This window comes from Acuticoccus sediminis (assembly GCF_003258595.1).
GTDB lineage: Bacteria > Pseudomonadota > Alphaproteobacteria > Rhizobiales > Amorphaceae > Acuticoccus > Acuticoccus sediminis.
The window spans coordinates 193,058-214,817 of the sequence record NZ_QHHQ01000006.1; the positions used below are offsets into that span (position 1 = coordinate 193,058).

At 70.1% G+C, this 21,760-nt stretch carries 20 protein-coding genes; 8 read left to right on the top strand and 12 right to left on the bottom strand.

The features are described from left to right. Window positions 1-2 precede the first annotated feature (2 nt). Window positions 3-1,760: an FAD-dependent monooxygenase gene (locus DLJ53_RS24825; RefSeq protein ID WP_111350268.1), complete on the top strand. Its 1,758-nt coding sequence runs from the start codon at window positions 3-5 to the stop codon at window positions 1,758-1,760. Between the two features lie 6 nt (window positions 1,761-1,766). On the opposite strand, the gene DLJ53_RS24830 is transcribed toward DLJ53_RS24825, so the two are convergent. After that, the gene (locus DLJ53_RS24830; protein ID WP_111350270.1) at window positions 1,767-3,623 is read right to left on the bottom strand and encodes a feruloyl-CoA synthase; all 1,857 of its coding nucleotides are present in this window, start codon (window positions 3,621-3,623) and stop codon (window positions 1,767-1,769) included. A 312-nt stretch (window positions 3,624-3,935) separates the two neighbouring features. Between DLJ53_RS24830 and DLJ53_RS24835 the strand changes: the two genes are divergently transcribed. From DLJ53_RS24835 to DLJ53_RS24850, 4 genes are all read left to right on the top strand, one after another. Next, entirely contained in the window at window positions 3,936-4,958 is a 1,023-nt protein-coding gene (locus DLJ53_RS24835) for a TRAP transporter substrate-binding protein (RefSeq protein ID WP_111350272.1), read from the top strand. 119 nt (window positions 4,959-5,077) lie between these two features. Then, window positions 5,078-5,599 (top strand): TRAP transporter small permease, encoded by a 522-nt coding sequence (locus DLJ53_RS24840; RefSeq protein ID WP_111350274.1) that lies wholly within the window; start codon window positions 5,078-5,080, stop codon window positions 5,597-5,599. Then, window positions 5,599-6,891 (top strand): TRAP transporter large permease, encoded by a 1,293-nt coding sequence (locus tag DLJ53_RS24845; RefSeq protein ID WP_111350276.1) that lies wholly within the window; start codon window positions 5,599-5,601, stop codon window positions 6,889-6,891. The genes DLJ53_RS24840 and DLJ53_RS24845 overlap by 1 nt, the downstream gene beginning before the upstream one ends. Window positions 6,892-6,899: 8 nt before the next feature. Continuing rightward, window positions 6,900-7,358: a DUF3237 domain-containing protein gene (locus DLJ53_RS24850; protein ID WP_111350278.1), complete on the top strand. Its 459-nt coding sequence runs from the start codon at window positions 6,900-6,902 to the stop codon at window positions 7,356-7,358. Between the two features lie 85 nt (window positions 7,359-7,443). Here the strand turns inward: DLJ53_RS24850 and DLJ53_RS24855 are convergent, their stop codons facing one another. The 7 genes from DLJ53_RS24855 to DLJ53_RS24885 all read right to left on the bottom strand — a co-directional run bounded on the left by DLJ53_RS24855 (window position 7,444) and on the right by DLJ53_RS24885 (window position 14,747). Further along, window positions 7,444-8,337: an amidohydrolase family protein gene (locus DLJ53_RS24855; protein WP_111350280.1), complete on the bottom strand. Its 894-nt coding sequence runs from the start codon at window positions 8,335-8,337 to the stop codon at window positions 7,444-7,446. A gap of 213 nt (window positions 8,338-8,550) precedes the next feature. Continuing rightward, on the bottom strand, window positions 8,551-9,246 hold the full coding sequence (locus DLJ53_RS24860) for an isochorismatase family protein (RefSeq protein WP_111350282.1): 696 nt from the start codon (window positions 9,244-9,246) through the stop codon (window positions 8,551-8,553). 56 nt (window positions 9,247-9,302) lie between these two features. Further along, window positions 9,303-10,823: an ABC transporter substrate-binding protein gene (locus tag DLJ53_RS24865; protein ID WP_111350284.1), complete on the bottom strand. Its 1,521-nt coding sequence runs from the start codon at window positions 10,821-10,823 to the stop codon at window positions 9,303-9,305. Between the two features lie 40 nt (window positions 10,824-10,863). Then, window positions 10,864-11,871 (bottom strand): ABC transporter ATP-binding protein, encoded by a 1,008-nt coding sequence (locus DLJ53_RS24870; protein WP_111350286.1) that lies wholly within the window; start codon window positions 11,869-11,871, stop codon window positions 10,864-10,866. Then, window positions 11,864-12,931, bottom strand: coding sequence for an ABC transporter ATP-binding protein (locus DLJ53_RS24875; protein WP_111350288.1), 1,068 nt, complete (start codon window positions 12,929-12,931; stop codon window positions 11,864-11,866). The genes DLJ53_RS24870 and DLJ53_RS24875 overlap by 8 nt, the downstream gene beginning before the upstream one ends. A gap of 2 nt (window positions 12,932-12,933) precedes the next feature. After that, window positions 12,934-13,833 carry an ABC transporter permease gene (locus tag DLJ53_RS24880; RefSeq protein ID WP_111350290.1) on the bottom strand — a complete coding sequence of 300 codons (900 nt, stop codon included), beginning with the start codon at window positions 13,831-13,833 and terminating at the stop codon, window positions 12,934-12,936. After that, window positions 13,830-14,747, bottom strand: a complete 918-nt coding sequence (locus DLJ53_RS24885; RefSeq protein ID WP_111350292.1) for an ABC transporter permease — start codon at window positions 14,745-14,747, stop codon at window positions 13,830-13,832. The genes DLJ53_RS24880 and DLJ53_RS24885 overlap by 4 nt, the downstream gene beginning before the upstream one ends. A 281-nt stretch (window positions 14,748-15,028) precedes the next feature. Here DLJ53_RS24885 and DLJ53_RS24890 point away from each other — a divergent pair, with 281 nt between their 5' ends. Beyond that, complete coding sequence (locus DLJ53_RS24890; protein WP_111350294.1) at window positions 15,029-16,162, top strand: acyl-CoA dehydrogenase family protein; 1,134 nt, start codon at window positions 15,029-15,031, stop codon at window positions 16,160-16,162. Window positions 16,163-16,222: 60 nt separating this feature from the next. Here the strand turns inward: DLJ53_RS24890 and DLJ53_RS24895 are convergent, their stop codons facing one another. Further along, window positions 16,223-17,077 (bottom strand): alpha/beta fold hydrolase, encoded by an 855-nt coding sequence (locus DLJ53_RS24895; protein WP_162409532.1) that lies wholly within the window; start codon window positions 17,075-17,077, stop codon window positions 16,223-16,225. A 344-nt stretch (window positions 17,078-17,421) separates the two neighbouring features. Between DLJ53_RS24895 and DLJ53_RS24900 the strand changes: the two genes are divergently transcribed. After that, window positions 17,422-18,156, top strand: a complete 735-nt coding sequence (locus DLJ53_RS24900; protein WP_111350636.1) for a GntR family transcriptional regulator — start codon at window positions 17,422-17,424, stop codon at window positions 18,154-18,156. Window positions 18,157-18,161: 5 nt separating this feature from the next. Further along, a complete protein-coding gene (locus DLJ53_RS24905) occupies window positions 18,162-19,046 on the top strand; it encodes an isocitrate lyase/PEP mutase family protein (protein WP_111350298.1) in 885 nt (294 codons plus the stop codon). Window positions 19,047-19,064: 18 nt separating this feature from the next. On the opposite strand, the gene DLJ53_RS24910 is transcribed toward DLJ53_RS24905, so the two are convergent. Genes DLJ53_RS24910 through DLJ53_RS24920 form a run of 3 tightly spaced genes read right to left on the bottom strand, consistent with a single transcriptional unit; the run spans window position 19,065 to window position 21,714 of the window. Beyond that, window positions 19,065-19,943, bottom strand: a complete 879-nt coding sequence (locus DLJ53_RS24910; protein WP_111350300.1) for an amidohydrolase family protein — start codon at window positions 19,941-19,943, stop codon at window positions 19,065-19,067. 26 nt (window positions 19,944-19,969) lie between these two features. Next, window positions 19,970-20,752, bottom strand: a complete 783-nt coding sequence (locus DLJ53_RS24915; protein ID WP_111350302.1) for a crotonase/enoyl-CoA hydratase family protein — start codon at window positions 20,750-20,752, stop codon at window positions 19,970-19,972. 11 nt (window positions 20,753-20,763) lie between these two features. Beyond that, the gene (locus tag DLJ53_RS24920; RefSeq protein ID WP_111350304.1) at window positions 20,764-21,714 is read right to left on the bottom strand and encodes a 3-hydroxyacyl-CoA dehydrogenase NAD-binding domain-containing protein; all 951 of its coding nucleotides are present in this window, start codon (window positions 21,712-21,714) and stop codon (window positions 20,764-20,766) included. Between the last annotated feature and the right edge of the window lie 46 nt (window positions 21,715-21,760).

Genomic DNA, 21,760 nt, shown 5'->3' on the forward strand with positions numbered 1-21,760 from the left:
TCATGGCACGCTATGACTACGGCCCGCTCCCCTATCGCCCCGCACCGGAGCTGTCGGGCACGGCGAGCCGGGCGCCCGTCGTCATCGTCGGCGCGGGGCCGGTCGGACTGACGGCGGCCATCGACCTCGCCCGGCACGGCATCGCCTCCGTCGTGGTGGACGACGGCGACAAGGTCTCCGTCGGCTCGCGCGCGATCTGCTGGGCCAAGCGCACGCTGGAGATCTTCGACCGCCTCGGCGTGGCGGACCGGATGCTGGCGAAGGGGATCACCTGGAAGGTCGGCCGGCTCTTTCATGGCGACCGGGAGGTCTACAGCTTCGACCTCCTCCCCGAGGCCGGACACAAGATGCCGGCGTTCATCAATCTCCAGCAGTATTACGTCGAGGAGTACCTGATCGACCGCGCGCGCGAGCTGGGCAACCTCATCGACCTGCGCTTCCGGAGCCGCGTCACTGACGTCGCGCAGACCGAGGCTGGCGTGACCGTGACCGTCGCCTCTCCCGACGGCACGTACGAGCTCGGCGCCGCCTGGCTTGTTGCCTGCGATGGGTCGCATTCCACCGTGCGCCGGCGACTGGGCCTCGCCTTCGAGGGGACCGCGTTCGAGGACCGCTTCCTCATCGCCGACGTGGAGATGAAGGCCGACTTCCCCTCCGAGCGCCGCTTCTGGTTCGAGCCGACGTTCCACCCCGGCGAGACGGCGCTACTCCACAAGCAGCCGGACGACATCTACCGCATCGACCTCCAGCTCGGCCCGGATGCGGACCCGGAGGTGGAGCGGCGCCCCGACGTGGTCCGCCCTCGCATCGAGAAGGCGGTGGCCGGGCGGCCGTTCGAGATCGACTGGGTGTCGGTCTACTCGTTCCGCTGCGCCCGCCTCGCCCGGTTCGTGCACGGGCGCGTCCTGTTCGCCGGCGACGCGGCTCACGTCGTCAGCCCGTTCGGCGCGCGCGGCGGCAACGGCGGGATCCAGGACGTCGACAATCTCGCCTGGAAGCTCGCCGCCGTCATCCGTGGCGAGGCACCGCCCGCCCTCATCGAGACCTACGACGCCGAGCGGGTGCACGCGGCGGACGAGAACATCGTCAACTCGGCCCGCTCCACCAACTTCATGTCCCCCCGCAACAAGGCGGAGCGGATGTTCCGGGACGAGCTCCTCGCAGTCTCCTCGCACTTTCCGGCGGCGCGGCCGCTGATCAACTCGGGCCGCCTGAGCCGCCCGGCCTCGCTCGCGCCGCTCTTCGGCGGGGCCCCGCCTGGCGCCGCCGCGCCGTTGCGGCCCGGCGATCCGTGTCCGGACGCGCCGCTCGGCGAGGGGTGGCTGCTGTCGGCGCTGGGCGGCGGCTTCGTGCTCCTCGCGGTGGGGATGCCGGCGCCGGTCGTGGAAGGCGTCACCCCGCTGGAGGTTTCCGCGTGCGGCACCATCGCCGAGCGGTACGGCCGCGGTCTCGTCCTGGTACGGCCCGACCAGCATGTCGCGGCGGTGTGGCCGGAGGGCGCGAGCGCCGAGACGGTGGCGGCGGCGCGCGACGCCGTCATGGAGGGGCGCGGGGTCCACGCACTGCCGCCGCGCGCGCTGGAGGACGGCGAGGACGCCGATGCCCGCTACGCCACGCTCCTGAAGCTCCACCGCGGCCTGTCGGAGGAGGCGAGCGCCGCCCTCAACGCGCGCCTCGTGCTCGCGATGATGGCGGCCGCCGGTCCCGCCGTCACGAAGGAGGCGCTGGAGGCGGTGGGCGCCACGATGGAAACGCGATGAGCCGCGTCAGACCCCCTGCGCCACGACCGCGGGGTCGGCCTGGATCACGCGCGGATCGTCGCCGTAGAGCGCGGCGACGAGGTCCGCCCGGTGGCGCAGCACCGCGCGCTGGTTGATCGAGCCCTTGTCCGTCACCTCGCCGCGGTCGAACGAGAGGTCGTCGTCGAGGAACATCGCCCGCACCACGCGCGTCGCCGATCCAGTCGCCTCCGCCGCGAGCCGCGTCAGCCGCTCGGCCACGGCGGCCCGCACCGCCGGGTGGGCCAGCAGCCCGGTGCGTGACATTCCGGGCCCGCCCGGGACGAGTGCCGCCAGCGCCGGGACGTGGGGGATCATCAGCGCCGCCACGCGGTCGCGGTCCTCCCCGGCGATCACCGCATCGCCGACGAGGCCGCCCATCGCGTCGACGAAGGCCGCGCGGAGCGCGCCCACCGAGACGAACGTCCCCGTCGAGAGCTTGAAGTTCTCGGCGAGGCGTCCGTCGAAGAGGAAGCCGCGCGCCGGATCGCCCGGCACAGCGAAGCGCAGCGCGTCGCCGACGCGGTAGAAGCCCTCCTCGTCGAACGCACCCCGCGAGAGGTCCCCGTTGCGCCAGTAGCCGGGGGCGATGTTGGGGCCCCTCAGCCGGGCCTCCAGCTTGTCGCCGTGCGGCACCAGCTTCAGCGTCACGCCCTGCGCCGGGATGCCGACATTGCCGGGACTGTCCTGCGGTTCCATCGAGGAGAGGGCGAACGGCCCCGTCTCGGTCGCGCCGTAGCCGGTGGAGAGGAGGATCGGTTCGCCCCGCGTCGCCGCCGCGACCGCGTTGAGACGGTCCCAGGTGTGCTGCGCCATGCTGGCGGCGGCGTACATCATCATCCGCAGCCGGGCGAAGAACGTCTCCCGCAGGAGGGGATCATCCTCCATCGCACTCAGCAGCATCTCGTAGCCCGCCGGCACGTTGAAGTACCAGGTCGGCGAAATCTCCCGCAGATTGCGGATGGTCTCGACGATCCCGTCGCGCGTCGGACGCCCGCCGTCGAGGTAGTAGGTGCCGCCATTGTAGAGCACGAGGTTGAAGTTCTTGTTGCCGGCGGCGGTGTGGTTCCAGGGCGCCCAGTCGACGATGACGGGCGGCTCCTCGCGCATGAAGGCGTAGCAGTCCGCGATCATCTCCTGATTGGAGCAGATCACCCGCTGCGTCTGGATCGAGGCCTTCGGCGAGCCGGTCGTGCCCGACGTGAACAGGAACTTCGCGACCGTGTCCGGCCCGACGGCCGCGTGCGCCGCGTCGACCGCCGGGGTCGCCTCCGTCGCGGCGAGGTCGGCGAAGCGCAGCGCCGGCCGCCCCTCGAGCCCGGCGCGGGTCAGGGCGACCGGCGTACCGGCGAAGACCGCGTCGATGGCCCGGCCGAAGCGCGCCCCGTCGGCGGCGAACACCAGTCCGGGCGTCAGCTGCCCGGCGATGTCGCGCAGCTTGGAGAAGTCCTGCGACAGCAGCGAGTAGGCGGGCGACAGCGCCGCCGACGGCACCCCGACGTACTGCGCCCCCAGCGCCATCAGCGCGTGCTCGATGTCGTTGCCGGAGAGGATCGCGAGGGGCCGCTCCGGCGAGAGCCCGAGGTCGAGGAACGCCTGTCCGAGCGCGCGAACCACCGTCCGGCACTCGGCGTAGGTGAGGTGGCGCCAGCCGTCCCCGTCGCGTTCGGCGAGGAAGGTGCGGTCGGGCGCGGCAGCGGCCCAGTGGTCGAGCCGCTCGGTGATCTTGTCGGGGTAGGGGCCCAGCGGATCGGCCCGCCACACCAGCGTGGTCCCGTCGGCGCGGGTCTCGTGGCGGACGTCGGGCGTCCACGTCGCGAGCGGTGCAAACCGTCTGGCGGCCATTTTCGTCCTCCCTGCGTCACGCCTGCCGGCGGCGCCGCGTTGCGCCGGTGTCTCCGGCGTCTTTCAGGCCTCGCGCGCGGCGCTTTTCATCGACCGGCCGCCCTGATACGCAGAGCGAAACGATAGTTCGTTGCGGGGGGAATACAATGGCGCTTATGGACCGCCGTGCGGCCCGGGCCCGTCACGCCGCCGCATAATCGACGTTGCGGGCCGCCGCGTTCACCGCCAACCTGCGCGGTGCGCGGCGCGGGATCTGCGGCGCTTCAATAGATCCGGCGGCCATGGATCGCCGGACCAAGGAGGAAACGAAACATGCTGAGAACAGCGCTGGCGTGCGCCCTGTCTCTGGCCCTTCCGGGCAGTCTGGCCGCGCAGGAGGTGGAGCTCTCCTTCGCGCACTGGCTGCCGCCGACCCATCCAATCCAGACCACGGGGTTCGAGCCGTGGGCGAAGTCGATCGAGGAGGCGTCGGAGGGCCGCATCAAGATCAACCTCTTCCCGGCCCAGCAGCTCGGTGCCGCACCCGACCACTACGACCTCGCCCGTGACGGCATCGCCGACATGGCCTGGATCAACCCGGGCTACCAGCCCGGCCGCTTCCCGCTGATCGCGGTCGGCGAGCTGCCGTTCCTCGTGTCCGACGCCAAGGGCGGCAGCCGCGCCCTCCACGAGTGGTACAGCCAGTACGCCGCCGAGGAGATGCCCGACGTCACCTTCTGCTTCGCCCAGGTCCACGATCCCGGCACGTTCCACTCCAAGACGCCGGTCCACGTGCCGGCCGACGTCGCCGGCAAGAACGTGCGCCCGGCCCACGCCACGATGGCGCGCTTCGTCAGCCTGATCGGCGGCGCCTCGGTACAGGTGCCGGCGCCCGAGGCGCGCGAGGCCATCGCCAAGGGCGCGGCCGACATGATCACCTTCCCCTGGGAGTCGATCTACATCTTCGGCATCGACAAGGAGGTGTCCCACCACCTCGACACGCCGCTCTACGTGACGACCTTCGCGCTCGTCATGAACAAGGACATGCTGGATGGCCTCTCCGAGGAGAACCGCAAGGTCCTGATGGACCACTGCACGTCCGAGTGGGCGGAGAAGGTGGTGGACGGCTGGATCGACGTCGAGGCGGGTGGCCGCACCAAGATGGCGGAAAGCCCCGACCACACCCTCTACAAGCCCACCGCCGACGATCTCGCCAAGTGGCGCGAGGCCGCCGCACCGCTCACCGAGGAGTGGATGGCCGCGGTCAGCGAACGCGGTATCGACGCCCAGGCCGCCTACGACGGCTTCCTCGCCGCGCTCGACGCGCACGACGCGCGGATGCCCGCCGGCGATTGACGCAGCGGCCGGCCGGGACCGCCCGGGCCGGCCATTTCCCCGGCGCGGCACCGCGCCGGGCCGCGACCCTCCCGGTCATCCCCGGCAACAAAGGCGGACCCGCAGCGGTCCGAGTGCGTGTGGTACGGTTTCTCGAGCGATTTTGTGCAGGCACGGAGGCCGTCGCCGGCCTGCTCCTGGCGCTGGTGACGGTTCTCATCGTGGTGTCGGCGGTGGGCCGGTACCTCTTCGCCGTGCCGGTGCCCGACTCCTTCGACCTGTCGCGGCTCCTCATCGGCGCCGCGGTGATGTGGGGCTTTGCCGCGCTCGGCTTCCGCGGCTCGCACATCAAGGTCGAGATCTTCGCCGAGGCCCTGCCGCGCCCGGTCCGGCGGGTCGTCGACGCGTTCGCCTGGACTCTCGTCCTCGTCTTCGTCGTCCTCCTGGCGTGGAAGATGTTCGCCCGCGTCGACCGGGCCTACAGCGGCGGGGAGGCGACGTTCGACCTGCGCCTCGTGGTGTGGCCGCTGCTCGGCGTCATCTGGCTCGGCGCCGCCGCCGCGGTGCTCACCGTCGCTGCCCGGCTCGGCCTGATCATCCTGCGCGGCGACACCCTGGACCATGCCGAGCGCATCGACCAGGACGACGAGGCGCACGGCTGATGGCGCACGCTGATCTCGTTGCCGCCGGCGGCTTCGTCGCGCTCTTCGTCATGATGGCGCTGCGGGTGCCGATCGGCATCGCCATGGGGCTCGTCGGCGTGTTCGGCTTCGCCGCCGTACGCGGGTTCGGCCCGGCGCTGAACCTCCTGACCACGTCGCCCATCCGCGTCATCGCCGACTTCAACCTGTCGCTGATCCCCTTCTTCATCCTGATGGGCGTCTTCGCCACCAACTCCGGGATGAGCCGGGAGATGTTCCGCGCCGGGCAGGCCTGGCTCGGCCGGTTCCGCGGCGGCCTCGCGCTCTCCACCATCGCCGCCTGCGCGGGTTTCGCCGCGATCTGCGGCTCCTCCGTCGCGACCGCCGCGACGATGACGAAGATCGCGCTCCCCGAGATGCGGCGGTTCGGCTACCCCGAGGACGTCTCCTCCGGCGTCATCGCCGCGGGCGGCACGCTGGGGATCCTCATCCCGCCGTCCGTGGTGCTGGCGGTCTACGCCTACATCACCGAGCAGGACGTCGGCGTCCTCTTCGTGGCGGGCATCATCCCGGGCCTGATCGCGATCCTCTTCTACATGGCGGCGGTCCGGCTCGCGCACCGGTCGTCGCTGCCGGAGGGGACTCCGTTCGACCTCAGCGAGGGGTTCGCCTCGCTGTCGGGGATCTGGGCGGTGATGCTGCTGTTCGTGCTGGTGATCGGCGCGATGTACTTCGGCGTCGTCACGCCGACGGAGGCTGCCGCGGTCGGCGCGCTGCTGACGATGCTGATCGGCGTCCTGCGCGGCCGGCTCGGCCCGCGCCTCATCATGGCGAGCCTCACCGAGGCGCTGCGGACCTCGGTCGCGATCTACACGATCCTCATCGGCGCGGTCCTCTTCGGCTACTTCCTCGCCATCACCCGCACGCCGCAGAAGCTGACGGAGTTCCTCGTCGGCCTCGACGTCGGTGCCTACGGCACGCTCGCGCTGATCCTCGGGTTCTTCCTGCTCGCCGGGTGCATCCTCGACGCGATGGCGATGATCATCCTGCTGGTGCCCATCGTCTTCCCGGTGATCCAGGGGCTGGGGTTCGATCCCATCTGGTTCGGCATCATCATCGTCGTGACGGTGGAGCTGGGGCTGATCACCCCGCCGGTGGGCATGAACGTCTTCGTCATCAACACGATCGCGCGGGACGTGCCGCTGCAGACGATCTTCAAGGGGATCCTGCCGTTCGTGCTGGCCGATATCCTGCGGCTGATCCTCTACATCGCCTTCCCGGCGATCGTCCTCTTCCTGCCACGCACGATGTGAGCGCTCCGATGGCCGAACCGCCCCGCCTGTCCCACCTCATCGACCTCTACGTCGAGCTGGGTTCCCCGATGGAGCTGGGGCCGGGACGGGCCGGCCGGCGGCGGATCATCCCGATCGTGGGCGGTTCGGTGAGCGGGCGCTTCTCGGGCCGGATCCTCAACCAGGGGGCGGACTGGCAGACGGTCTTTCCCGACGGGCTCGCCGAGCTCGACACCCGGTACGCCATCGAGACCGACGACGGCGCGCTGATCGAGATCCGCAACTTCGGCGTCCGCCACGGGCCGCCGGAGGTGCTCGCCCGGCTCGCCGCCGGCGAGAATGTGGACCCGAGCGAGTACTACATGCGGACCCACCCGCGGTTCGAGACCGGGGCGCCGGACTACCGCTACCTCAACAGCATCATCTGCATCGGCACCGGCGCGCGCGAGGCGTCGGCGGTGCGCATGCACGTCTTCGAGGTGCTGTAGCCGCCGCCCCCGCGCCGCAGGTGGGGGCGAGGGCCACAATGCGAACGGGATCGGATCGCGAGGGGCGCGATCCGGGCGTCTGTGACTACGCCGCGGCGGCGGTGCTGAGCGGCAGCTTCAGGCCGTAGAGCCTGATGGCGTTGTCGCGCAGGACCTTGCGGGCCGGAGCGTCGCGCAGGCCGAGCGCGTCGAACTCGATCCGCGCGCGCTCCAGGTCCACCACCGGGTAGTCCGTACCGAACAGCACTTTGTCCTGACCGAAGGTGTTCATGTAGTGGACGAACTTCTCGTCCCAGTGCTTCGGCGCGTAGGCGTCGGTGCCGATGAAGACGTTCGGGTGCTTGTAGGCGACCGCGATCATCTCCTCGGTCCACGGCCAGCCGATGTGGATGCCGACGAGCTTCAGGGTCGGGAAATCGCAGGCGATGGTGTCGAGGGTGATCGGCCGGCCGACGCTCTTCAGCGGCCGCTCGTCGGAGTAGCGCAGGCAGTGGCCGACCTGCATCTGGATCGGCACGCCCAGCTCGCAGCACTTGGCGTAGATCGGGTAGTAGCGCGCGTGGTCCGGCGCCATCTCGAACCAGTGCGGGTAGAGGTGCGCGCCGACGAAGCCGTATTCCCTGACGCCGCGCTCGAGCTCGGCGAGACCGTCCATGCCCTCGGTCGGGTCGACGCCGGCGAGGCCGGAGAAGCGGCCCGGGTACTTCGCGCACATCGCCGCCACCTTCTCGTAGGGGATGTGGCGGTGGATCTTGTGCATCTTGCTGCCCGCCTTGGTGGCGATCAGGAAGCAGTGCTCGACCCCGGCGCGGTCCATCTTCTCGAGAAAGGCGTCCTCGGTCAGGCCCTTGATGCGGCCTTCCTCGGCGCCGATCTTCTCGCGGATGAACGTCTCCGCCCATCCTCGGCGCTCGAGTTCCGGATCGGCGAACTCGTAGTTCACCACCGCGTCGATCGCCATCACCCGGTTTTGCTGCATTGTTCTCGTGTCCTGATCGTCCGCGTGGCGCGCCGTCGGTGCGTTGCGGCGCGATGCGGGAGGGGTTGGAGCGGTCGCGGCGGCGGGGTTGCCCGCCTCGTCCGAGGCCGCCCGTGTCACTGCGTGGAGCGTCCGGTCCGGCCCTCCGCGGTCCGTGGCCGGCGTCTCCTGGAATGTCGTGCCCGGGCCGGAGGGTCCGGGCGGCGCCGCGGCTCAGGCGGCGTGCTTGCCCGCCTTCAGCTCGGCGATGCGGGCGACGATGGTGTCGACCGGGGCGGTGTCGGCGTAACGGCCGCGCATCTCGGCGAGGTTGATGACGTGGAGCATCGGGTTCATGTCGCTGACCGCGTCCTCGGCGATGCAGGTCTTGTAGCCGAGGCCCATCGCGTCCACGACGCTGGCCTTGACGCACGAGCTCGTCGTGCAGCCGGCGATGAACACGCTGTCCACGCCTGCCGCCCTGAGGCGCTCGTCGAGGTCGGTCTGGAAGAAGACCGACGGGTATTTCTTGACGATGACCGGCTCGCCCTCGGCCGGCTCGAGGCGCGGGTCGATGCCGACCTCGGGGCTGTCGGCCAGAAGGCCGTCGAGCCACGGGATCTTCTTGGCCCAGAGGCCGGCGTCGGCGAGACCCGGCTCGTAGGCGATGGTCGTGTGGAAGACCGGCAGGCCGGCATCGCGCATCGCCGCCAGCAGGACGGCCGTGCGGGCCACCTCGTCGTCGTACCCGTTGCCGCCGGAATCGAACTGCGCCGCCGCACTGGTGAACGCGATCGAGAAGTCGACGATGACGAGCGCCGGCCTCTCGCCCCACCCGACATTGTGCGGCGTCGCATAGCGCGAGGCGTAGAAGTCGAGCAGGTCGGCGATGGTGGTCGTCTTGGGGTCGAAGTCTTCGTATCTGGGCATCGGATGTCCTCGTTCGATGGGGCCGGCGCGGGACGGACCCGCGCCGGCCGTCACGATCAGTGCTCGCAGGTCGCCGCGGCCTCGGCGAAGTTGAGCCGCTCGTCCGCGCGCGGCTCCCAGGCGGTCACGCAGTCGCGCACGCCGTAGGCCTGCACCTCGACGTAGATCGGGCTGAACAGCGCCTTCTCGTTGCTGATCTGCCAGATCTTGGAGATGGCGGCCTGACGCTTCTCCTGGTCGGCGGTGGCGCGCTGCTCCTTGGCGAGCGCGTCGAGCTCGTCGGAGAACCAGTAGCCGTGGCTCTTCTCGCTCTCGTACTCGAGGCCGAGGATCAGGTCGGCGTCGAGGATCGAGATGCCGAGGGAGAACATGTACATCCCCTCGAGCGTGTTGTTGATCCACATCGGCAGGTAGGCCGCGTAGTCCATCGGCTCCATCTCGACGTTGATGCCGGCCTGCTGCATGTAGCCCGCGATTGCCTGGGCCGACTGGGTGGCGAAGGCCCAGCGGTTGGTCGGGAACATGTACTTGATCGGCGTGCCGTCGTAGCCGGCCTCCGCGAGAAGGGCCTTGGCCTTCTCCGGGTCGTACGGCGTCGGCTCGACGGACGGGTCGTAGCCGAAGGTCACCGGCGGGGCGATCTGGCCGATCGGGTTGCCGAGGCCGCGCAGCAGGCGCTCCGTGATCGCCTTGCGGTCGATGGAGTAGTCGATCGCCTTGCGGATCTTCTCGTTGCCGAGCGGGCCGTCGTCCGGCACGTAGCCGGCGAAGACGACGCGGTTGCTCTCCACCTTGTCGATCTTGATGCCGCTCTGGCTGGACAGGCTGTCGACGAGGGGAGGCGGCAGCAGCGGCACGATGTCGATCTCGCCCGAGGCGAGGGCGGCGGCGCGGGCCGGCTCGGACGGCATCGGGATGAACTGCACCTCGGCGACCTTCGGCGCGCCCTTCCAGTAGTCCTCGTTGGCCGTGAGGGTGATGTGGTCGTCCTTCACCCACTCCTCGACCTTGAACGGGCCGGAGCCGATCGGCTTCGTCGAGAACGCCTCCGGGCCCATCTCCTCGTAGGCCTTCTTCGGCACGATGAAGATGAGGCTGACCTGGCGGCCGAAGATGGCGTACGGCTGGTTGAGCGTGAAGCGGATGGTCGTGTCGTCGATCTTCTCGACCTTGTCGACCGCCTTGAGGTACCCGGCCGCCGGCGCGCCCGGATTGTTGATGATCGTCTCGTACGTGTAGATGATGTCGTCGGCGGTGACGGGCTCGCCGTTGTGGAAGGTCGAGCCGGTGTTCAGCTTGAAGGTCCACACCGTCGCGTCGTCGTTGACATCCCAGGACTCGGCGAGGAGCGGCTCCAGACTGCCGTCCGTGCCGATGCGGGTGAGCTGCTCGAACACGTTCTGGAAGACGTTGAGCGACTGCGCCGCGATGTTCTGCATCGGGTCGAGCGTCGCCGGGTCGACGCTCTGGGCGACGTAGATGCTGCCCTCGGCGGCCTCGGCGCGGTCGATGGCCGCGAGCGAGAGCGCGATCGCCGCGACGGTGAGCGGGGCTTTGATGGCCTTCAGGGGTATCATGGGGCTTCTCCTGGTGCAGGCGGGATGAGGGCTGAGGGGCTCAGGCGGGCGCTGCCGCCCGATTCACCGGAATCGGTGCGGGCTCGGGAAACAGGCAGGCGGCAAAGTGGTCGGGGGCCTTCAGGTCGAGGGCCGGAACCTCGCGGGCGCAGTCGGGCGTCGCCTTGTAGCAGCGGGTGCGGAAGACGCAGCCGGACGGCGGGTTCGTGGGGTTCGGAAGGTCGCCCTTGAGGATGATGCGCTGCGTGCGGTTGGCGCGCGGGCGCGGCACCGGCGCGGCCGACAGGAGGGCCCGCGTATAGGGATGGCGTGGGGCGTCGAACAGCGCCTTGCGCGGCGCGATCTCGACGATGCGCCCGAGGTACATCACCGCGACGTCGTCGGAGATGTGCCGCACGACGGAGAGGTCGTGGGAGATGAACAGGAAGGCGAGCTTCAGCCTGCGCTGCAACGCCTTCAAGAGGTTGAGGATCTGTGCCTGGATCGAGACGTCCAGCGCCGACACCGCCTCGTCGAGGATCATCAGCGCCGGATCGAGGGCGAGCGCCCTGGCGATGGCGATGCGCTGGCGCTGGCCGCCGGAGAAGGCCTTCGGCAGCCGCCGCGCCGCCTCCGGCGAGAGGCCGACCGCCTCGACCAGCGCGTCGACCCGTTCGGGACGGTAGAGGCCGTGGATCTTCAGCGGCTCGGCGATGACGTCGTGGACGCTCATCCTCGGGTCGAGCGAGGCGTAGGGATCCTGGAAGACCACCTGCATGTTGCGCCGGTCGCTCTTGGTGAGGCCCTTGCCGAGGCCGGCGATGGTGCGCCCGTGCAGCTTGACCGTGCCGGCGGTCGGCGTCTCGAGCCCGAGGAGCGTGCGGCTGAGGGTGGACTTGCCGCAGCCCGACTCGCCGACGAGGCCGAGCGTTCGGCCCTCATCGATGGCGAACGAGACGCCGTTGACGGCCCTCAGCGTGTCGCGCCGGAAGCCGCTCGCGCGGCGGACGCTGAAGTGGGTGTGGAGGTCGTCGACTTCGAGGACGCGGGTGGGGACGAGGTCATACATCGGCCATCTCCACGCCCGGCGCGAACTCGGGCGGCGGGGCGCCGGCGGCCGACCAGGCGTCGATCTCGTCGACGAAGTGGCAGGCCGAGAGACGCGCGGCGCCGACCGGGCGCAGCGCCGGCTCGTCCGCCGCGCAGACCGTCCGTCCGCGCGAGAGGCCGCAGCGGGGGTGGAAGACGCAGCCGGACGGGTGCTCGCCAACGGCCGGCGGCTGGCCGGGGATCGGCGACAGCGCGTGCATGTCGGTGTCGTGGCGCGGGATCGAGTTGAGGAGGCCGATGGTGTAGGGGTGCCGCGGCCCCTCGAAGAGGGGATCGACCGCGGCGCGCTCCATCATCCGCCCGCCGTACATCACGCCGACATCGTCGGAATATTCGGCGACGAGGCCGAGGTCGTGGGTGACGAGGATCATCGCCGCGCCGGTCTCCTCGCGCACCTTCGCCAGAACCTCCATCACCTGGGCCTGGATGGTGACGTCGAGCGCCGTCGTCGGCTCGTCGGCGATGAGGAGCTTGGGCGTGTTGGCGACGGCCATCGCGATCATCGCGCGCTGGCGCATGCCGCCGGAGAACTCGTGCGGGTACTGGCGCACGCGCCGGGCCGGGTCGGGTACGCCGACGAGGTCGAGGAGCTCGATCGACCGGTCGCGCCGGGCCCTCGGGCTCATCGTGCGGTCGTGGATCGCGATCATCTCCTCGATCTGCCGGCCGATGGTGATCACCGGGTTGAAGGAGGTCATCGGGTCCTGGAAGATCATCGCGACCTTCGTGCCGCGCAGCGTCATCAGCTCCGCCTCGGGCAGGGCGAGCAGGTCGCGTCCCTCGAACATCGCCGTGCCGCCGGTCACCGAGACCGACGCGCTGTCGAGAAGGCCCATGAGGGCGAGCATCGTGATGCTCTTGCCGGAGCCGGACTCGCCGACGACGCTGAAGACGCCGCCCGAGGGGACGTCGAAGGAGACGTTGTTGACGATGCGGGCGGTGCCGTCCGGCGTCGCGACGTCGATGACGAGGTCGCGCACGGACAGGACCGGTGCGGGGGTCGGGGAACCGTCGGTCACAGTCAGCCTCCGAAACTCTGCGCGCGCCCCTCGGAGGTGAAGCGCTGGGAGAAGAACTGGACGCCGGCGATCATCATGAAGAGGACGATGCCGGGCAGCACGGCCATCCAAGGGTTGAGCTGCAGGTAGCTCTGCCCCTCGGCGATCATCAGGCCGAGGCTCGGCAGCGGCGGCTGGATGCCGAGGCCGAGATAGCTGATGGACGACTCGATGATGATGATCGTGCCGAGCTCGTAGGAGCCGACGATGATCATCTGCGGCAGCACGTTGGGCAGGAGGTGGTGCCAGATGTTCCACCGCCACGAGGCGCCCTGCGTCTTGGCCGACAGCACGAACTCGCGCTCGCGCAGCGACAGCGCCATCGCGCGGGCGACGCGGCCGTAGGAAACCCAGCTCGTGAAGCCGAGGAGGAGGGTGAGGTTGAGGATGCTCGGCCCCACCACCGCGGTGACGGCGATCAGCAGAAGGATGCGCGGGATCGCGAGCTGCAGGTCGGCGAGGCCCATGATCGCCTGCTCGAGCGGACCGCGGAAGAAGCCCGCGACGAGGCCGAGCGTCACGCCGATGACGAGGCTGATCGCCACCGCCGCGAGACCGATGAAGCCCGAGACGCGCGTCGCGACGGCGATGCGGCTGAGGTAGTCGCGCCCCAGCGCGTCGGCGCCGAGGAGGTAGAACTTGCCACTCGGCCCGTCCGCGGTCTGGAACGGCTCGAGGTAGCCGGCGAAGAGGTCCTGCCCGTACGGGTCGTAGCTCGGCAGGAGCGGCGTCAGCAGTGCCACCGCCGCCGTCGCCGAGAGCAGGACGATGGCCGCGTAGAAGGAGAACGGCTGTCCTGTGAAGACGCCGGCGACGGAACGGGCGAGGCCGCGCTTGGCCGGGGTCGAGGTCACGGTGCTCATGAGAGGCGCACCCGGGGATCGAGGATGCCGTAGAGGAGATCCACAACGAGGTTGATCGTCACGAAGAGGAGCGAGGCGACGACGACGCCGGCGATCACCACCGGGTAGTCGCGCTGGACCACCGCGTCGACGACAAGCCGCCCCATGCCGGGCCAGGAGAACACAGACTCGGTGATGATCGTGCCGCCGAGCAGGATGCCGAGGTTGATACCGGCGACGGTGATCAGCGGCAGCAGCGCGTTGGGCAGCATGTGGCGCAGGATGATCATCCGCCGCGACTGCCCCTTGGAGCGGGCGGTCCGCACGTAGTCCTGGCTCTGCTCCTCACCGAACGCCGAATCGAGCAGGCGCAGGTAGAGAGCCACCTCGAACGTCGCGAGCGTCAGGGCCGGCAGGATGAGGTGCTCGATCCCGCCGCGTCCGCGCGAGGGCAGCCACTGCAGCACGACCGAGAAGATCAGGATCATCAGCAGGCCGAAGAAGAAGACCGGGATCGCCTGGCGGAAGAAGGCCGTCCACATCACCGCAGTGCGCAGACGCTGGCTGCCGGTGAGGCGGATCGCGAGGACTGCCGCGAACGCGATCAGGATGCCCAGGGCGAAGGCAGTGAAGGCGAGCTCGAGCGTGGCCGGCAGCCGGTCGAGGACCAGACTGGTCGCCGGGACGTGCTGGCGCAGCGACGTGCCGAGGTCGCCGACGGCCGCCTTCTGCAGGAAGAGGAGGAACTGCCACCAGAGCGGCTCCTCGAGGCCGAGCTCGGTGCGCAGCTTGAGGACGTCCTCGGCGGTCGCGTGCTCGGACAGGAGGAGGGCCGCCGGGTCGCCGGAGAGGCGCACGAGGAAGAACGAGACCGTCAGCACGCCCAGGATCGTCAGCGCCGCCTGAGCGACGCGGCGCATCAGGAACCTCAGCACGCCCGCCTCCCTGCCTGAATCAGCGGATGGGCGAAGGTGTCGTGCCCGGTACTCGCGAACCGAGCGATCACGATCCTACCGTCCATGTCGTGCCACCATACCGGATCCCAGAGCCTCGTGTTGGTTCAAGAGGTAGTATGCATGAAACAGGCCATGTATGATACATGAATCAGATTAGGTGCTATGCGTAGTACCTTAGCTTTCGTGTCGCACCTGCAGGCCACCGGCCGATCCCGTGATCGCGCCGTGGCCGGGCGCACCAGATCCTGGAGACCAGACCGATGACGACCGCGGATGACGAACAGCTCGTCCTTCAATCCGTCGATGCCTTCTGCGAGCGTCATCTGACACCGGCCGAGGTGCAGCGGCGGGACGAAGCGCACACGCCGGCGAACGATCTCCTGGTGCCGATGGCCGAGATGGGCCTCATCCGCGCGCCGTTCCCGGAGGCGGTCGGCGGCATCGACCTGCCGTGGTCGTCGATGTGCAAGGTGCAGGAGCGGCTCTCCTACAGCGCCTATTTCGCCGGCTCGATCCTCAACCGGGTGCTCTCCTTCGGCATCATGCCGCTGATGGCGCACGGGACGGAGGCGCAGAAGGACGCCCTCCTGCCGGGCCTCTTCGACGGGCAGCGCGTCATCGCGCTGGCGCTCACCGAACCCGACGTCGGGTCGGACGCGCGGGCGGTGAAGACGCGCGCCGTGCGGAAGGGCGACGGCTGGGTGCTGAACGGCCGCAAGACCTGGATCAGCGACGCGGGCGGGGCCTCGCACCTCCTCACCCTGTGCCGTACGCCGGAGGAGGGGGAGCGCTCGCTCACCGCCTTCCTCGTGCCGACCGACGCGCCGGGCATCGCGATGACGACGCTGCCGAAGGTGGGCAACAACTGCATGCCGTCCTACGACATCGGCCTCGACGACGTGCCGGTGGCGGACGAGTGGCGGCTGGCGGACGTCGGCAAGGGCTTCGCTGCGGTCACCTCGGCGCTGATCTACTCGCGCGCCAGCCAGGCGGCGACCAATGTCGGCCTCGCCCAGTCCGCCGCCGACCTCGCCACGCAGTATGCGCGCGAGCGGCATCAGTTCGGCCGCGCGATCGGCGAGTTTCAGGTGATCAAGCACCGCCTCGTCGACATGCACACCGAGGTGATGAAGGCGCGGCTGATGGTGCGCGAGCTGGCCCGCCGGATCGACATGGGCGAGGAGCCGCTGGAGATCGCCGCGATGGCCAAGATCACCGCGACCGAGGCGCTGCAGTTCGTGGTCAACCACGGCATGCAGATCATGGCGAGCGCGGGCTACTCGATGGACAGCGCCATGCAGCGGCACTGGCGCGATGCGCGCCTCTTCACCTTCGGCGAAGGGTCCAACGAGATCCAGCGCGAGATCATCGCCAAGGTGCTGCGGATCCCCTGACCCGCGGCCGCGCGGCGCCGCCCCGCCGGTGGTGATCCGGCAGGGTGGGCCGTCCCGGTTCTACCGGCCGTCCAGGAAGGAGAGGAAGCCGGCGACGGTCGTCTCGGCGTCCCCCTCGGTGGAGACGCCCGGCGTCCTGAGGTGCTGCGCCCCGGGCAGCAGCGCGGCGACGGCGTCGAAGTAGACCGCGAGCATGTCGGTCGCGGCGACCGAGAGGAGCGTCGGCACGTCGACCAGCGGCAGGCGCGCCTCCTTGTCGTAGGCGAGCGCCGACTGGTACGGCAGGTGGTACGTCCGCGCCGCCTTCAGCACCTCGATCACCTTGTCGTGCAGCACGTCAGCCGGCGGCAGGCCGACGTCGCGCACGTGCGCCTTGTCCCGCTTGTACCAGGGCCAGAACAGGTACGTGTCGCGCACGAAATTGAAGATCCAGTGGATGTGCCCGCCGCTCTGGTCGACGGTGATTCCCGGCGCGTAGTTCTCCAGCAGGTCCGCCTGCTCCTCGGGTGCGTAGACCGACATGCCGTCGAGGATCATGCGGTGCACGCGGTCCTTGTGGGCGATGGCGATTTCGCAGGCGATGTTGCCGCCGGTGTGGCTGCCGTAGAGGTCGAACCGGTCGATGCCGAGCGCGGCGAGGGCGCGGGCATGGGCGTCGGCGTAGGGGAGGATGTCGCGCGTCAGGTGCCGCGGCGGGGCGGAGTCGCCGTTGCCGAGCGTGTCCAGCGCCACAACGCGCCGCGTCCGCGCCAGGCGCTGCATCAGCGGCACCAGCATCAGCGACGAGCCCGGGGAGGGGTGGATCATGACGAGCGGCAGCCCGTCGTGGGCCTCGCCGGCGGTGCGGTAGTGCACCTGACCCTCGTCGATGTCGACGAAGCCGCGGCGGATGGGCGGTTTGGTGTCTCGTGTCATGGTGGCAGTCGTCTCGGCTTGCAGGGCGCGGCCCGGTCCGGCCGCGCTGGGGCGGCGATCGCGCCCGCCGCGCGCCGGAGCGGCCCTGCGCCGGAGGACCGGTTGGCGGGATGGCCGGTGAACGGGATCGCCACCACGTCGATACGGAAGATCGGCCGCCCTGGCCATCGCCGCCCGCTCGAAAAGCCCCACGGTCCACCCGCATCCGGTCGCCTTGACGCAGGCGTTCCGCCCCGCGGACCAGGGGCAGAGTGCGCGGCTGTAAGCTGTCGACAGTTGACAGTACGCGGGCCGCGGTGCAGGTGACGGCGAACGATGTGGGCGTGAGCGGGACCGTCGGCGCAATGCCAATCGAAGCGATCGAGAAGCGGGCCTCGCTGAGCGATATCGCCATGGAACGGCTGGTCGATGCCGTTTCGCGCGGCGAGCTCGTCCCGGGGGAACGCTTCCAGGAGGCGGCGCTCGCCCGCCAGCTCGGGATCAGCCGCGGGCCGCTGCGCGAGGCGATCCGCCGGCTCGAGGGCCGCAATCTCCTCGTGCGCGTCCCGCACGTCGGCGTCATGGTCGCTAGCCCCTCGCCGGAGGAGATCCTCGACCTCTTCATGATGCGCGAGGCGCTGGAGGGGCTCGCCTGCCGCCTCGCCGCCGAGCGCATGACCGACGGCGAACTCGACGAGATCGACGCCGTCCTCGCCCGGCACGGCGAACAGCCCGACGTGACCTCCGGCAACGGCTACTACCAGTTCCCCGGCGACCAGGATTTCCACTACCGGATCATCCGCGGCAGCCGCTCGGCGCGCCTCGAGGAGCTGCTCCTCGGCGAGCTGTACCATTTCATGCGGATCTTCCGTTACCAGTCGAGCGTCGAGCCCGGCCGGGCGCAGGCCGCCCACACCGAACACGTCGACGTCGCCCGGGCCCTGCGCCGGCGGGATCCGGACGCGGCCGAGGCCGCGATGCGCCTCCACACGGCGCATGCCCGCCTCTCGATCGCCAGGGCCGTCGAACAGGCGCGGGCCCGGCACGGCGACAACAGGGATCGCGGCGGCACGGACCGCGGCAACAAGGACCAGGAGTGAGAACGATGGGATCAGACCATGCCCGCAGCCTGAAGCAGGCGGTCGCGGAACGGCGCGCGCTGCTCGTCCCGGGCGTGATGAACGCGCTCGCAGCCCGCGTTGCGGACGACATGGGCTTCGAGGCGCTCTACGTCACCGGCGCCGGCGTCACCAACGCCTACCTCGGCCTTCCGGACGTCGCCTTCCTGACGCTGACCCAGCTCGCCGACCATGTCGCCGCGATCCGCAACATCACGGACAAGCCGCTCCTCGTCGACGGTGACACCGGCTTCGGCAACGCGGTCAACGTGTGGCACACCGTGCGCACCCTGGAGCAGGCCGGGGCGAGCGCCATCCAGCTCGAAGACCAGGACTTCCCCAAGCGCTGCGGCCACTTCGACGGCAAATCCGTCATCACCGCCGCCGAAATGGAGCAGAAGGTCCGCTCCGCCGTCGACGCGCGGCGGGACGAGAACCTCCAGATCATCGCCCGCACGGACGCCTACGCCATCCACGGCCTCGACGCCGCGGTCGAGCGGGCCGAGCGCTACGTCGCCGCCGGCGCGGACATCGTCTTCGTCGAGGCGCCGAAGCGGCCGGAGGAGATCGGCGAGATCGTGCGCCGGGTGTCCGCCCCGCACCTCGTCAACATGGTGATCGGCGGGAAGACGCCGCCGATGTCCTACGAGGACCTCTCCGCCGCGGGGGCCGCGATCGTGCTCTACGCCAACGCGTCGCTGCAGGGCGCGATCTTGGGGATGCAGACGGCGCTCGGCCAGCTCCGCACGACGAAGGTGATCAGCGAGGCCGACGGCGTGGTCGCCCCGTTCTCCGAGCGCCAGCGCCTCGTCGGCAAGGACCTCGTCGACGAGATGGACACCCGCTACGGCGTCGCGGCCGACGCTTCCTGACCCGGTGCCGGGCCGGCGTCATCCCCTCCCGGATGGCGCCAGGCCGAGGGCCCGCACGGCGTTCTCCTTCAGGATCAGCGGGTGGACCTCCTCGCGGAAGCCGGCGGCCCGGAAGTCCTCGATCCATGCGTCGGGCGCGATCAGCGGATAGTCGGTGCCGAACAGCATCTTGCGCTTGAGCTGCGTGTTCGCGAACTGCACGAGCTGTGGCGGAAAGTACTTCGGCCGCCAGCCCGAGAGGTCGATGTAGACGTTCGGCTTGTGCAGGCAGACCGACAGCGCCTCGTCCTGCCACGGCCAGGACGGGTGCGCGATGATCACCGTCATGTCCGGGAAATCGGCGGCGACGTCGTCGAGGTGCATCGGGTTGGAGTACTTCAGGCGCAGCCCGCCGCCGCCCGGCATTCCCGTGCCGATCCCCGAATGGCCGGAGTGGAAGAGCGCCGGCAGCCTGTGCTCGGCGATCACCTCGTAGAGCTTGTAGGCCATAGGGTCGTTGGGGAAGAAGCCCTGCAGGGTGGGGTGGAACTTGAAGCCCCTGATGAGCCCGGCCTCGATCAGCTCGCGTGCCTCGCGCACGCCCATCATCCCCTTGTGCGGGTCGATGGAGGCGAACGCCATCATGATGTCCGCGTTCTCGGCCGCCGCCTCCGCCACCTCGAGGTTGGAGATGCGCCGGTTGCCGATCGTCGACTCGCTGTCGACGCAGAACATGACGAGCCCGATCCTGCGCTCCCGGTAGTAGGCGATCGTCTCGGCGATGGTCGGCCGCTCGCCGACCTTGAAGTATCGGTTCGCCGCGTCCTCGTAGGGCTGCCAGAACGTGTCCGCCGGCTGCCGGCAGGAGCGCTCGGCGTGCGTGTGGACGTCGATGGCGACGAGGTCGTCGATGTTCATGGGCTTATCCCTCCGTCTAGCGCGGGTTAGTCCCGCGTCACCTTTCCGGCCCGCTTCTCCAGGAAGGCGGCGAGCCGTGCCTGCGTCTCGGGCGAGCCCTCCGCGAAGGAGGCCGTCAGGGACTCCATCATCAGACCCGTCTCCGGCGCGCTGGCGGCGATCCGGGGGAGGGACTGGATGATCGCGAAGTTGCTCTCGGCCGAGTTGGATGCGATCCGCCGGGCGAGGTCGACGGCGAGCGCGCGGCCCTCGCCGTCGGCCACCCGGTAGTGGCTGAGGCCGAGTGCGAGACCCTCCTCCGAGGACAGCGTGCGGCCGGTCAGCATCAGCTCCATCACTCGGTGCGCGCCGATCAGCCGGCTGATGCGCACCGAGCCGCCGCCGCCGAGGAAGAGCCCGCGCTGCCCCTCCGGCAGACCGTAGTAGGCGGACGCCTCGGCGACGCGCACGTGCGTGGAAGCGGCGAGCTCGAGCCCGCCGCCGACCACCGCGCCGTGCATCACCGACACCACCGGTATCATGCCGAACTCGATCTCGTGGAAGGCCCGGTGCCAGGCGCGCGAGTGGGTGACCGAGGCCATCGGGGTGTGGATCGACGTCATTTCGGAGAGGTCGAGACCGGCGCAGAAGTGCGGTCCGGCCGCGTCCAGCACCGCCGCCTTCACGCCCTCCGGCGGGGCGGCGAAGAAGGCTGCGAGGCCCGCCACCGTCTCCATGTTGAGCGCGTTCCGCTTTTCGGGGCGCGACAGGGTGAGGATCGCGACCTCGTCCTCGACGGTCAGCGAGAGGGAGCCCGGTAGGCTGTCCATGGGCGCGGGCCTCAGGGAAGGGCCTTGGCGGCCGCCTTGTCGCGCACCAGCTCGATGAGCAGGCGGTTGCGCGCCTCCATCATCGCGTCGACGTCGCGGGAGGCGAGCTCCTCGGCGACGCCGTCGGCCAGGGCGTCGACCATCGCGGCGTCGAAGGTCGGGTTGCCGAGTTCGGCCCACATGTCCGTCGTCGCCTTGCCGAGCGGGCCCTCGAGCAGCCCCCTGATGCCGCCGGGGCCGCCGGAGAGGTGGATGTTGAGGAAGGGGCCGAGGAGCGCCCAGCGCAGGCCCGGACCGTGGGCGATCGCGGCGTCCACGTCCTCCACGCTGGCGATCCCGGACTGCACGATGTGGAACGCCTCCCGCCACAGTGCGATCTGCAACCGGTTGGAGACGTGGCCGCGCGCCTCCCGCTTCAGGTGGATGGGGTGCTTGCCGATCGCGCGGTAGAAGTCCATCGCGCGGGCCACGACCTCGGGCGCCGTCGCCGCGCCGCCGCCGACCTCCACCAGCGGGATGAGGTGCGGCGGGTTGAACGGGTGGGCGAGGATGACGCGCTCGGGGTGCCGGGCGCAGGCGTCCTGGAACTCGCTCACCATGATGGTGGACGTGCTCGTCGCGAGGATCGCGTGCTCGGGGGCGGCCTCGTCGAGCGCGGCGAAGAGCGTGCGCTTCATGTCGACCCGCTCGGGACCGTTCTCCTGGACGAGATCGGCACCCTCGGCGGCCTCCTCCGGCGAGGCGAAGAAGGTGAGCTTGCCGGGATCGGCGGTCGCCGCGAGGCCGATCTCGGTCAGCGCCGGCCAGTGTGCGGCGACCGCTGCGCGCAGTCGCTCCTCGGCGCCGTCGGCCGGGTCGGTCGCCGTCACCGTGAGGCCCTGCGCCAGGAAGTTGCTCACCCAGCTCGCTCCGATGACGCCGGTGCCGATCACCGCCACCCGTCCGATCGTACGCTCGCTCATCTCCGTCCTCCCAACGTCGTCCTTTTGCGAAACTCCATACCACCAA

What these genes read in the sequence shown, in the direction of transcription:
- DLJ53_RS24825 (WP_111350268.1), top strand. Translation starts at nt 3, where the DNA reads ATGGCACGCTATGACTACGGCCCGCTCCCCTATCGCCCCGCACCGGAG.
- DLJ53_RS24830 (WP_111350270.1), bottom strand. Translation starts at nt 3,623, where the DNA reads ATGGCCGCCAGACGGTTTGCACCGCTCGCGACGTGGACGCCCGACGTC.
- DLJ53_RS24835 (WP_111350272.1), top strand. Translation starts at nt 3,936, where the DNA reads ATGCTGAGAACAGCGCTGGCGTGCGCCCTGTCTCTGGCCCTTCCGGGC.
- DLJ53_RS24845 (WP_111350276.1), top strand. Translation starts at nt 5,599, where the DNA reads ATGGCGCACGCTGATCTCGTTGCCGCCGGCGGCTTCGTCGCGCTCTTC.
- DLJ53_RS24850 (WP_111350278.1), top strand. Translation starts at nt 6,900, where the DNA reads ATGGCCGAACCGCCCCGCCTGTCCCACCTCATCGACCTCTACGTCGAG.
- DLJ53_RS24855 (WP_111350280.1), bottom strand. Translation starts at nt 8,337, where the DNA reads ATGCAGCAAAACCGGGTGATGGCGATCGACGCGGTGGTGAACTACGAG.
- DLJ53_RS24860 (WP_111350282.1), bottom strand. Translation starts at nt 9,246, where the DNA reads ATGCCCAGATACGAAGACTTCGACCCCAAGACGACCACCATCGCCGAC.
- DLJ53_RS24865 (WP_111350284.1), bottom strand. Translation starts at nt 10,823, where the DNA reads ATGATACCCCTGAAGGCCATCAAAGCCCCGCTCACCGTCGCGGCGATC.
- DLJ53_RS24870 (WP_111350286.1), bottom strand. Translation starts at nt 11,871, where the DNA reads ATGTATGACCTCGTCCCCACCCGCGTCCTCGAAGTCGACGACCTCCAC.
- DLJ53_RS24880 (WP_111350290.1), bottom strand. Translation starts at nt 13,833, where the DNA reads ATGAGCACCGTGACCTCGACCCCGGCCAAGCGCGGCCTCGCCCGTTCC.
- DLJ53_RS24890 (WP_111350294.1), top strand. Translation starts at nt 15,029, where the DNA reads ATGACGACCGCGGATGACGAACAGCTCGTCCTTCAATCCGTCGATGCC.
- DLJ53_RS24895 (WP_162409532.1), bottom strand. Translation starts at nt 17,077, where the DNA reads ATGACACGAGACACCAAACCGCCCATCCGCCGCGGCTTCGTCGACATC.
- DLJ53_RS24900 (WP_111350636.1), top strand. Translation starts at nt 17,422, where the DNA reads ATGCCAATCGAAGCGATCGAGAAGCGGGCCTCGCTGAGCGATATCGCC.
- DLJ53_RS24905 (WP_111350298.1), top strand. Translation starts at nt 18,162, where the DNA reads ATGGGATCAGACCATGCCCGCAGCCTGAAGCAGGCGGTCGCGGAACGG.
- DLJ53_RS24910 (WP_111350300.1), bottom strand. Translation starts at nt 19,943, where the DNA reads ATGAACATCGACGACCTCGTCGCCATCGACGTCCACACGCACGCCGAG.
- DLJ53_RS24915 (WP_111350302.1), bottom strand. Translation starts at nt 20,752, where the DNA reads ATGGACAGCCTACCGGGCTCCCTCTCGCTGACCGTCGAGGACGAGGTC.
- DLJ53_RS24920 (WP_111350304.1), bottom strand. Translation starts at nt 21,714, where the DNA reads ATGAGCGAGCGTACGATCGGACGGGTGGCGGTGATCGGCACCGGCGTC.